The following is an 11,522-nucleotide window of genomic DNA, read 5'->3' as shown; positions in this document are numbered from 1 at the left end:
AGCAACTGACTTGTAATCAGTAGGTCCCGAGTTCGACTCTTGGTGCCGGCACCATAAAAACAAAAAAGCCACTCAATAGAGTGGCTTTTTTGTATCTGTAATTAATATCATTTTATATCGACAACAATAGAGTCTCATTCATATTCGAGTCGCTTCTCTATATCTGTAAATTACTCCTCCAGCCTAAATAAGAGATATAACTACGACTATATCCTTTAGAATCATGACGGCATAAATGCCGACCTACGGTTCTTAATCTTTTCGACTTTGCTCTTTCGGTTTTTCCGTCTTCGCTTTACCGTCTTAGTTTTTCAGCTTTTCCGTATTAGCTTTTCTCCGCGTCTATCCGACCTAAATACTGAAAACAAAAAAGGAGCCCTGAGGCTCCCTTATAGCGACTCCCGCCTAGCAGGAGCTTCCGTTAACGGGTTCTACCAGCTACGCATCTTATGGCCTTTGAGGGCGTAAAATAAGATGAATAGGTAGCAAGGTAGACCAACCCAATAAGCAACCTGAGTATTGTCAGCAAAATGAGCGACCTTACCAAATACGAGTGGCAAGATGGCGCCGCCCGAGATCCCCATAATAAGCAGTGCCGAACCTTGAGCCGTATACTTACCTAAACCTTCTAGTGCTAATGGCCAGATTGATGGCCATACAAGTGCATGAGCGAGACCCATCATAGCCACGAAAGTCACTGTATCAGGGATCACAGGAATACCACTCCAGCCCCATAAAATATCGGCAATCATTGTACTTTCTCGAGAGCCTAAAGCCGCACCAATAATGCATGCAATACCGGCAAGCGCCGAAGCTAGTAACGCCTTTTCTTGGCTAATAAACTTAGGAATACAGGTCACGCCAATAATGTAGCCCAGTACCATAAACACCATGGTGTAAGAAGTAAGCGACGCAAAATTATGAACACCTAAGCTTTCACCATACAAACCAATGGTGTCACCAGCAATCACCTCGACACCAACATAGGCAAACAAAGCAACTGCGCCCAGTACGACTTGAGGAAAATGGGTAATACTGCCCTTTTCCTGGTGTTCTTCAGCAGCTTCAAACTCTAATTCTGGAAGTGACGAAAACTTAACTAAACCAATAAGGAAAGTCAGCGCGACAGCCATATAGATGTATGGCATAACCAGTCTTGAAGACAATTCATTAATTTGTGCTAATCGGTCTGCTTCACTTAATGCCGCTAGGTGATCGGCGGTGAAGTTTTCAAAGCCTGAAAGTACCAATGCGGTAAACAAGATAGGCACTATAACACCAGCGCCTTTATTGATAAGCCCCATGATACTAATACGCATCGCGGCACTTTCTTTGGGGCCAATGTGCACAACATAAGGATTTGAGGCTGTTTGCAAAATGGTCAAGCCCGTACCCAATACAAATAACGCACCTAAGAACAGAGTGTAGTTAGCGCTTTGGGCGGCAGGAATAAACAGCAAAGAGCCGGCCACCATAATCGCTAGGCCAATTGCCATACCATTCTTATAACCTGTTTTCTTGAGTATCGATGACATGGGCAGCGCCATCACCGTATAGGCAATATAGAAAGCAAACGTCACAAACAAAGCTTGGAATTCGTTTAGCTCACAGATAATTTTAAGGAATGGGATCAGCGAGCCGTTAAGCCAAGTCACAAATCCGAAGATGAAAAATAACACACCAATAATGGTCATAGGCAGTAAACTGCTCTTGGGGCCAGCTTGAGCCTGAGTCGTTGCTGTCATGTATTAAACCTGCTTCTTATAGTAATTAATTTTATGATACCAGATTAAACTGCTACCCCATCCTTCATTGTTAGCTCTTAGCTTATACAGACGACTGTCTGCTTATATTCTCGACCTTCACTTTCTATCTCAGGCTCATTTTAAGCCTAATGTTTCACCGATGTTAAAACATTATGGCGAAAAAGACAACGCTGTCATTTTTACTTTTGCAGCTCATTTGGGGCAAAGTTATCCCCCCGTCGACTGTAAGTCGTAGAGCTTTAATCCAAGTGTAAACTTGCCAGCTTAAACCTTAATGAAGATATTTCGCTTATACATCCAGTACAACACTAGCCACTGCACCAACAACAGAGCAATAACGCTACCAAGTGCCTGAGCATGATTGGGTAGGCTTGAAATAGCCCCACCAAACAGACTCATTGCAGTGTACTTCCAATTGACTATGCTAGTTGCAATGTAGATAACGATTGAATTACAGCCGATAACCGTAAAGAAAAACGCCCACTTCTGCACTTTTAACACATCGATAATGGCGTAAAACAAGGCTAAGAAAAGTATGCTCCAGCCTGAAGTCACTAAGGTAAAGCTACTGGTCCACAAGGTTTTATTCACGGGATTCCATGGAGAAATCGCCCAACCTAATACCAATAAACCTAAGCCTGATAATGCCAAAATCGCAACTTTAAACCACTCGCCTTTTACTTGTGGCTTTACAATAAAATGTCCGACAAACACACCAAATAAGCCATTTACAACGGCAGGAATCGTCGACAGTATCCCCTCTGGATCTACAGCAGCATTTTGATAAGTAATGCCGGGTAATAACCGTGTATCGACTGCGGCATTAATTGATCCAGTAGTACTAAAAGCGCCGCTATTATCTAGCGTCATAAAAGGGAAAGTTTGCAGTAAGGCGTAACCGACTAATATCACTATGGCGGTAACTATCTGGGTTCTTAAACTGGTGTGCCACACTAACAAGGCGCAGAAAAACCATGCAAAGGCAATTCTACCTAGCACACTGGCATAGCGAATATCACCTAGCGCAAACGGTGCGCCAGTGCCCCAACCATGGTTATAGATAACCCCAAATAACAGTAATAGTAACAGTCGTTTTATTGCATGTTGGTATAGCGGCATGCGCTCAGGCAGAGGTAACTTGTCTAAGCGCTTGGGTGATAAGCCTAAGGCTACGCCAGAAAGGAAAATAAACAGCGGGAAAATTAGATCGTAGAAAGTAAAACCATGCCAAGCACTATGATGCATCTGGCCATCGAGCCACATAAACCCCGCCCAGCCAGATATAAGTAGCAAAGCAGCAAATATGGCTTCGCCTCCTAGGATCCAAAACATATCGAAGCCACGCAGTGCATCTAATGACTTAAGCCTAGGTTTTGCTACCGCTTTTGTTGAGGCTTTAGCTGCGGGCTCAACTGCAGCTTTAGGTTTGGCTCCCGATTCTGCCGCAGCTCTTGCTATGTTAATTCTTTCTATGTTGGATTGGGGTTTATCTATTATTGTTGTCATCTAAACAGCCCTTTCTATCACTTTTTAACTCAGCTTATATAAAGCAAAGCCTCCACAGTCTTTTAAATTAGTATTCACTGCAGAGGCTCTGTTTGAGTTAGAACAAGCACTGATGGTTAGCCTTTAAAAACCAATTCACCACTAATGTAGGTTTGCTCAACCCGATATTTGTCATCGAGTAGCACCATATCGGCACGCCCACCAACCTGAAGCCTGCCCATTTTATCACTTAGCCCAAGAAACTCGGCAGGATACAAAGAGGCCATTCTCAACGCCTCATCCGGTGCAAGGCCTAACATATTGACCGTGTTAGCCACGGCTCCCGCCATATCCAACACACAACCCGCAAGCTCGCCAGTGACCGCATTCAGTCTATCACCGACCCTTAATACCTGTGTGCCAAATAACTCAAAACTCACCTCTTCATCGACGCCTACCGGAGGCATTGCGTCGGTCACTAGCATGACTTTCCCCTTAGGTTTGGCATTGATAGCGACTCGTGCAGAAGCGGGATGAACGTGATGCCCATCGACAATCAAGCCACACCAAGCTTGTGTACTTTCGAGCGCGGCTCCCACCATGCCGGGGTTTCTAGAGTCCAGAGCTGACATCGCATTATAGAGATGGGTAAAGCCTGTCGCCCCCGCAGCAAGCGCCGTTTTGACCGTGTCATAATCAGCATTGGAGTGACCTAGGCATACCTTTACACCCGCGTTTACTAAGGCTTGAATCACATCTGGAGAGACATTTTCAGGTGCAAGGGTTACCACTTTTATACCTATGTCTTGTCGACTGAAAATTGCCAGCTCGGCATCGGAGATGCGCCTGATATAAGATTGTGGATGCACACCTTTTTTAGGCACGCTGAGATGAGGCCCTTCAAAGTGAACTCCCACCACGCCAGCACTGTTTGAATCAACCGCTAATGCTACAGCGTCGGCCGCCTTGTGCATCACATCGACATCATCAGTGATGAGTGTCGGTAAGTAAGCTGTTGTGCCAAACTTAGCATGGGCTTTACCTATTGCTTCGATGCCCTCAACACTCGGCGAAGCGTTAAACAAGACTCCTCCTCCACCATTAACTTGCACATCGATAAATCCTGGTGCAATTAGGCCACTAACGCGAGATTCACTCACGCCTTGAGCTGTGTCGAATGAAAGGATATGACCATCTTCAAAAGTGATGGCTAAATCTGAATGAAATGTCTGTCCATCGAATACGCGGTCGGCAATTATCGTCTGCTTCATCTTATTCCCACTTAGTAAAATAGTGACCAGCTATGCTCTTGTGTACTGCTGCTGAGCGAAGAATGCAGCGCCCCACTCAGGTGGCTGCAAGCTTGGAGATACCTTCGTGAGTACGTCTTCAGCTAACCAAGGGGCTAATGGTTCAGCTAAGCCACCTATCATAGAAAATCGAGGCGGGTTGATTGCAAATAACTTTCTCGCCAGCTCGCTGATATAGTTAGCGCCTTCACGAACAATATCTAATGCTACGCCGTCTTCAAGCTCTGCACACTCAAATACAATGTGGGCAAGCTTGGCATAGGTACTAGAAGATTGACCAGCAAGATTTTCAACAATACCGAGCGCACAGTTCACCTCAAGGTGCTGCAGTATTCGCTGCGTCAACATGGTTTTCTCTCCGAAACCATCTAAGTCTAATAAGACTGACTCACTCGCCTTTAAACCCAGCCAGGCACCACTGCCCTTATCACCTAAAGCAAACCCATGCCCACCGAGAAATAACTCTTTATCGCCCACTCGAGCATAACCACAAGAGCCTGTGCCAGTAATAGTCACCGCGCCCTCTTCCCCTTGATGGGCGCCAATACACGCCGTATGCAGATCTGTGGTTAAGTGCATGCTGGCAAATGGGTGCTGCCACTTAGCAATGTCTTGATAGAGACGAGGAACGTTGACCCCTGCGAGGCCAAGACCGGCAATTAAACGTCTACTATCAGCAGGCTTAAGTCCAGCGTCGCTAAGCGCCAATTGAGTCGACTCTTCAATTGACTGGAACGTTTGAGCTAAACCATGAAGTGGATTTGCACGGCCGGCAACTCCAGTGCCTAGAATGCAATAATCGTGAGTGTAGATTGTTGCACGACACTTACTGCCGCCACCATCGATTCCAATATATAGGGACTCTTCTTTCGTCTGGCTCATGCCCATGACAGACCTCTTTATCGTTCTCATTCTTTTAATTCAGAATGGGTCTGGACTTTATGCTTAAATTCGCCACCAAAGCCCACTAAGTTAACTTCATGTTACAATAACAATGACAGCGTTGTCATTTGTTTTTTTAACTTACCAATAAAACAGAAAAAACGTAGCAACACCATGAGCAATGCTACGTTCAGGCTTAGTTGTCACTTACATGGTTAGCGCTCAGACACGTTAACCACTTGTTAATTAACAACTAAGGTACGTCCTTTACGTTTGCCATCGGCGGCAATAACGCGTACTTCAACTGGCGCAGTCACCTTTACGCCCTCGGTGTAGGCCTTCCACAGCCCTGAAGCGTCTCGATATTCAATATCGAGGCCAGGGAAAATAACATTGGCAAACAGCTTCCCCTCTTTAATGACTGCGCCAGGTGTCGGCACTCGGTAAGCAATATTGGCTTTATCGAGTTTAAGTAACTCTTTAGCCCCTAAGGTATTAGCCATTCGCTGCCAATCTGTGGCTTGAGCTTGGCGCATCTCTTTGGTGAAATAGCCACTATTTTGATTATAGACAGCGCCTTGGTATTGATAAGGCACTTCCCAGTTTGGCTGATGCCATGCACGCTCGGCAAGCATCATAAGTCGAGGAAACATCATGTATTCAGCAACTTCATCACTGCGTACTGTTTCACTCCACAGCTGACCTTGAATACCCGCAAAGCTGAATGATGCTTTTAAAGGCCCACTTGTAGTCTTGCCAGTTTCATCTACTTTCAGGGTATCATCGGCTTCAAATGGCAGGGCTTCGATATCTGTCCACTGCTCGGCATTGGCGGGTAAGTTACCTGGCATAAAACTATGGATTTTTTTAGAGTTAGTATTACGGCTAGCCCAGTAGTAACCATGTTCTTTAGGGTCAGCCTCATAAGGGAAATCGAAATACAGGACTTCAGGTTGCCCGAGCACCGCCTGCCAACCGAGATTCGCCTGTTGGTGTGCGCGCTTATGTCCACCATGTGCGATGACATCCCAGATATTAGACTGTGCCTGCTTCGGCATATTATGCGCACGAGTATGGCTCATACCATCGCTCCAGCCTGCGGCCTCTATGCCTTTATCTGCCAGCATTTTTGCAGTTCTTTCGATAAAGTAAGCGCCAAGCTCTTCCATGTTCGTTACGCCTTTATCATTGTTAGCAATGAAAGATTTACAAACAGGCGACTCTAACCAAGCGCCAGCGGTTTCATCGGCGCCGATATGGTAAAGATTCAGTGGTATCCCAGCATCTTTATGCATCTTGGCAATTTCGTCGATAACCTTATCGATAAAGGTAAAGGTCGACTCCATGCACACATTTAAAGTGTTATCGTTATAGTACTGAATCGATGAGTAAATGGTTTTATCTTCACTGTCAGAGAGCTGATATTGCTTGGCCTCTTCGAGCTTCCCTTGAGCGATTAGCTTGCGAGATCTCGCTTCCATCGACTTTATTGCAGCGCGAGAATGCCCTGGCATATCCATCGATGGGATCACCTGGATCTGCCTTGCTGCCGCGTACTGTAAAATCTCAATATAGTCAGCCTTGCTATAGTAGCCATTCACGTTGGTATCGCTAAAAGGACCACTCCCTAACTGAGGTAATAGACAAGTATCTTCATTAAGATCATGACAGCGTTTACTTCCTACCTCAGTTAACTCAGGTAACCCTACGATCTCTAAACGCCAACCTTCATCGTCGGCCATATGCAGGTGTAATTTATTTAACTTATATGCTGCCATCTGATCTAACAGATCTAAAATCAACTGTTTACTATGGAAGTTACGCGATACATCGATATGCATGCCACGAAAATCATAGCGCGGTGCATCTTCTACCAGCATAGGGTTAACGGTTAGTGTTTTGACATCGACCAATGCTGCCAATGAGGCTAAACCGTAGGAGAATCCTGCATCATCAGCGGCGAAAATTTTAATCTCATCGCTCGCGATATCGAGATGATACTCTCCCAGAGTTCCGGAGGCTGATAAAGGTAGTAATACCGTTTTAATCCCCTTATCACTTTGGTCAACACCGAGTCGAGCTAGGCGCTGTAGCGCGGCATCGACTACCTCAGCCCCTACTCCGTTGAGGCTGAGCTTTAGTCCGCCTTTGAGTGAAACAGACTTAGCATCACTCTTTAAAGAAACCTTGGTTGGTGTCGGCAAAATCGTATTTTCGGCTAACTCTGCGTTGCTAGGTGTACTTAAGTTACTGCGATACAAGACTTGGGTTGTCGCCCACTCAAGCTTATCGGTCTCACGTCGCTTATATTGAGTTTCGCTGTCGGTAAAATCGCTTACGTAGGGGCGTACTTCCATTCCCGTTTCAGGATCAAGCGATAACTGTGTGCTGCGGATAACAACAGGTTCGAGACCGTCTGCAACTATGTAATAGTTTGGCATAGCGTCAGTTTCGGATAACTGCCACAGCTCGCCGCGAAATTGAATCGTTTTAGTTTGGCCCTTTTTAATCCCATCAAAGCCTGCTGCAGGAGCGATTCGGTGTAAATCACCTTGTATTCGAGTAATACTGAACTCATCGCCTTCAATGCTTTGAATCGGACGCATTTGAGAGTAGTAGATAGACCAAGCTTTACTGTCGATATCAATGGGAGAAGTCAGGTCTATTTCAGCCAAGAAACAGCGGCCATCTGCAGCGTCTTGATCGCAGTGTTCATCGGGAGCGTTAGTCACCACACGGTAACGAATATCGAGCGTTTCACCAATCCGATTCAGTGAAGTTTGAGTTAATGAAGCTTGAGTCAGTGAAGCCTGTTCCAAACCAGCTTCGTTAGCCATTGGACCAGGAGTTTGTGACCCTTGCTCTATGGGGGACATGACATTTGCCACCTCTTCGACCCGCTTTTGCTCTGAGCAAGCACCAAGAGTCAATGCTAACGCTACAGCTGAGGCTATTACTTTAATCTTCATTATATTCCCTTTGATTTATATTATTTTCTAAGGTGAAGAACTCTGACTCGTTATTTCTCCCCCTTATGGAAATAAACGAGAACTCTATCTTAGGTCCAAACACTCTTGCCTCTCAATAGCTTAGATAAGCGTTTATCACCTATCCTAATTGTGCCAGATAAAAAAATGGCCGAGTACTCTTAAAGTACTCGGCCCACGCTAGTTTCTGGGGAGAGACTATATAGGAGTAACAAACATAACTGTTTGCCAAAAACATGAGACGGGAGACCTCTTCCCGTCCATGTAGACCTTACAAACAAGCTGTCACACAAGCAGATGACAACGCTGTCATTTGAAATATACATAACTCCGTACAAAACTGCTACATTTATCTGACATTTAGGCTTTTTATATTTCAGACCCTCAGGCAGTAAAAGCAAAAAAACCAGCCAAAACAACAATGTAAACACGAGATCCATATGATTACGCTATGAATCAAGTTTCCCCATACGCCTGTCTTTACTTCTGACCCTTTTACATCTCACATTAAAAGGCATTAAACCCCAAACTACTTAGCCTTTAAAAACAGCCAGTTACCAACTAGCCATCAACTAACCGCGGAAATCATTCATAGGGCTCAACTCTGCGAAAATATTACGAGCTGGCTTTAATTGACAACGCTGTCACTTAAACGTATATCTAAACACAACAATGACACACGCTTGCAACATTCATTGACAATGAATGCAAGTGTTCGCCTACTTATGTTTAAACAAGATTACGTTCAAGGACCCTATAACAATGAATAATAAAATTGTCCCACTTAACTCTGATAACCATCTTCAAATGTGTGTTACCGAGTCTCAAGACTATCGTCGTTTTGCCGAGCAACAACTTATTCCTGTCGTGTTCCACGAATTTCATCAATTAGCTACAGAGTTTCCACTGGTCTTTGTTAAGAACAGCGAAACAGGGCAGTTTATTCCTGTTGCCATGATGGGAATTAAAAACAGCCTCAATCTCTACTGCCAAACGAGTGATTGGCCAGCAATGGTAAAGCCAAGAGGCTTTAATAACGCCCCCTTATCTCTAGTTAAAACCAACCAAGAAAGTGATAACGTGCTTATCTGCGTTGATACAGAGAGTCCATTAGTGACTGAAACAAGCGAGAATGCACAGCGCTTATTTAACGATGACAAAGAGCAGAGTGAATATCTTAAGAAACGAACTCAAGCGCTGCTAGAAATTGCCGCATTTAATGAACAAACAGGCAATATATGTCAATTGTTAGCATCGAAGAGTTTATTCACCGCAAAACAGCTGACAGTTAAGTTAGCCGAAAGTCAGCAGCCAATTAACATCGACGGGATATATGTGGTTGATGAGCAGGCTTTAAACCAGCTAAGCAATGAAGAGTTCTTATCTTTAAAAGAAAACGGCTTACTGCCATTAATCTACGCTCACCTCGTATCGCTACAACAGATCTCACGCCTGATTGAAAAGCAGAACAACTACAATTTGAATCATTAATTCAATCAGCCCCAGCACTCAATTAGCCAAGTTCAGCATTACCGAACTTGGCTAAAATATCTTAAGCCACTATAGCTTCTGTAAACCGTAACGCTTTATCTTCTCTAACAGTTCTCTATGCTGCGGCAACTCGCCGGCAAGTTGTTTGGCCACAGTATTGAGCCTGTGTTGTAAAGCACTCGATTCAGGCCCTAGCTCAGCGTTCATTTGCCTCAGCTCAGGGGTATGCTGCATGCCGTATAGAACATAGAGGTAATTTTCTAAATCAAATACCTCGAACTTACTGAAAAAATCTTCTCTACTGGGCACAAAATCTTGCCATTGCGCTAAGCGATTAATTAGCTCGTCAGACATAGTTGCCGGGTCACGATTATCTATCCAAAATTGTGAATCGTCGCGATCGGATAGGCAATAATGTAGTTTAATAAAGTCTACGACTCGCTCCCAGGCATAACCCATCACATGATTAAAACGCTGCTGTATTGCGGCTAACTGACAAGTCGAGGTTGGGAAGCGTTGAGCTAAAAATCCAGCTGCAAAATCAGTTAAAAGAATCGACGTTGCCTCTAATGGCTCTAAAAAGCCTTGAGCTAAACCCAATGCCACACAGTTTTTCTCCCAAGAACGCTCTCGAAAGCCGACTGTCATAGGGATAATTCTATATTTATGCCCTGCTAACTTCCCCTCAAGATAAGTATCTAGTTTGTCGATTGCAGTCTCATCATCCATATATTTCGAGGAGTAGACAAAGCCCACACCACGGCGGTTGCTCAAAGCGATATCCCAAATCCATCCTGCCTGATGGGCCGTTGAAATGGTGAAGGGGGGAATAATATCGTCATTAACCGTTGGAACTTGTACGACAACGGCTTTGTCGACAAACAACTGCTCAGCTTTATTAATAAAAGGCACCTTGAGCGCTTTATCTATCAATAATGAGGCAAAGCCGCTGCAATCGATATAGAAATCAAAATCCAGCTTACCAGCACTATCTGTGACTAGAGATGCTATTTCACCATCTTGCCCAAGAATAACTTCCTGCACATTAGCCCAAAGGTGCTCAACTCGAAATCGCTCTTTGGCGTTTTCACCGAGTAACTCGGCAAACTTAGCCGCATTGAGGTGATAAGCGTAACCAAGCTTTCCTTTATATTCTGGATCGCTAATGGATTTCGGCGCCCTAAAAGCCTCACAAACATCATGCTGCGGTGACACAGATCTGGCGTAGTGGCTCTCTTTATTCGCTAACCAGCGCGCAGTTAACTCTTGCAGTACTGAGCCAGGCATATCGAATAAGTGATGATAAAAGTTCTGCAGGCCATGCTTGTCTTTATCCAGCCAGTTAACGAACTTTATTGATTGCTTAAAGGTAACATCACAACGGCGAATAAACTCGGTCTCACTGATCCCAAAGCTTTGCAGTGACTGACGTATAGCGGGTACGGTGCCCTCCCCGACCCCAATGGTAGGGATATCTGGAGACTCGATTAAAGTAATAGAAAGCTGTTCATTCGCTAGCAGCGCTTTACCAAGATGGTTTGCCGTTAGCCAGCCCGCAGTGCCACCACCTACAATCGCTATTCTTTTTATATCCATCTCAT

General features: G+C 44.7%; 7 protein-coding genes. 1 reads left to right on the top strand and 6 read right to left on the bottom strand.

Going from position 1 to position 11,522, the window contains the following annotated elements; all coding sequences use genetic code 11:
- Window positions 1-431: 431 nt before the first annotated feature.
- The 5 genes from Q1A86_RS02180 to Q1A86_RS02160 all read right to left on the bottom strand — a co-directional run bounded on the left by Q1A86_RS02180 (window position 432) and on the right by Q1A86_RS02160 (window position 8,412).
- Window positions 432-1,745 carry a sugar MFS transporter gene (locus Q1A86_RS02180; protein ID WP_299802237.1) on the bottom strand — a complete coding sequence of 438 codons (1,314 nt, stop codon included), beginning with the start codon at window positions 1,743-1,745 and terminating at the stop codon, window positions 432-434.
- A 285-nt stretch (window positions 1,746-2,030) separates the two neighbouring features.
- Window positions 2,031-3,272, bottom strand: coding sequence for a transmembrane glucosamine N-acetyltransferase NagX (gene nagX / locus Q1A86_RS02175; protein WP_299802236.1), 1,242 nt, complete (start codon window positions 3,270-3,272; stop codon window positions 2,031-2,033).
- A 116-nt stretch (window positions 3,273-3,388) separates the two neighbouring features.
- Window positions 3,389-4,522 (bottom strand): N-acetylglucosamine-6-phosphate deacetylase, encoded by a 1,134-nt coding sequence (gene nagA, locus Q1A86_RS02170; RefSeq protein WP_299802235.1) that lies wholly within the window; start codon window positions 4,520-4,522, stop codon window positions 3,389-3,391.
- 30 nt (window positions 4,523-4,552) lie between these two features.
- Entirely contained in the window at window positions 4,553-5,449 is an 897-nt protein-coding gene (gene nagK, locus Q1A86_RS02165) for an N-acetylglucosamine kinase (RefSeq protein WP_299802233.1), read from the bottom strand.
- Between the two features lie 236 nt (window positions 5,450-5,685).
- Window positions 5,686-8,412, bottom strand: coding sequence for a family 20 glycosylhydrolase (locus Q1A86_RS02160; protein ID WP_299802231.1), 2,727 nt, complete (start codon window positions 8,410-8,412; stop codon window positions 5,686-5,688).
- 780 nt (window positions 8,413-9,192) lie between these two features.
- On the opposite strand from Q1A86_RS02160, the gene Q1A86_RS02155 reads away from it, so the two are divergent.
- Entirely contained in the window at window positions 9,193-9,921 is a 729-nt protein-coding gene (locus Q1A86_RS02155; protein ID WP_299802229.1) for a SapC family protein, read from the top strand.
- A 69-nt stretch (window positions 9,922-9,990) separates the two neighbouring features.
- Here the strand turns inward: Q1A86_RS02155 and Q1A86_RS02150 are convergent, their stop codons facing one another.
- Window positions 9,991-11,517 carry a tryptophan halogenase family protein gene (locus Q1A86_RS02150; RefSeq protein ID WP_299802227.1) on the bottom strand — a complete coding sequence of 509 codons (1,527 nt, stop codon included), beginning with the start codon at window positions 11,515-11,517 and terminating at the stop codon, window positions 9,991-9,993.
- Between the last annotated feature and the right edge of the window lie 5 nt (window positions 11,518-11,522).

Source organism: uncultured Shewanella sp., assembly GCF_947497935.1.
Classification (GTDB): Bacteria; Pseudomonadota; Gammaproteobacteria; order Enterobacterales; family Shewanellaceae; genus Shewanella.
Note: the sequence above shows the minus strand (reverse complement) of the source record. Positions and strands in the feature narration are given on the sequence as shown.

Excerpts from the sequence above, each read along its gene's own strand:
- Q1A86_RS02160 (WP_299802231.1), bottom strand. The coding sequence starts at position 8,412 with ATGAAGATTAAAGTAATAGCCTCAGCTGTAGCGTTAGCATTGACTCTT.
- nagX (WP_299802236.1), bottom strand. The coding sequence starts at position 3,272 with ATGACAACAATAATAGATAAACCCCAATCCAACATAGAAAGAATTAAC.
- Q1A86_RS02180 (WP_299802237.1), bottom strand. The coding sequence starts at position 1,745 with ATGACAGCAACGACTCAGGCTCAAGCTGGCCCCAAGAGCAGTTTACTG.
- nagA (WP_299802235.1), bottom strand. The coding sequence starts at position 4,522 with ATGAAGCAGACGATAATTGCCGACCGCGTATTCGATGGACAGACATTT.
- Q1A86_RS02150 (WP_299802227.1), bottom strand. The coding sequence starts at position 11,517 with ATGGATATAAAAAGAATAGCGATTGTAGGTGGTGGCACTGCGGGCTGG.
- Q1A86_RS02155 (WP_299802229.1), top strand. The coding sequence starts at position 9,193 with ATGAATAATAAAATTGTCCCACTTAACTCTGATAACCATCTTCAAATG.
- nagK (WP_299802233.1), bottom strand. The coding sequence starts at position 5,449 with ATGGGCATGAGCCAGACGAAAGAAGAGTCCCTATATATTGGAATCGAT.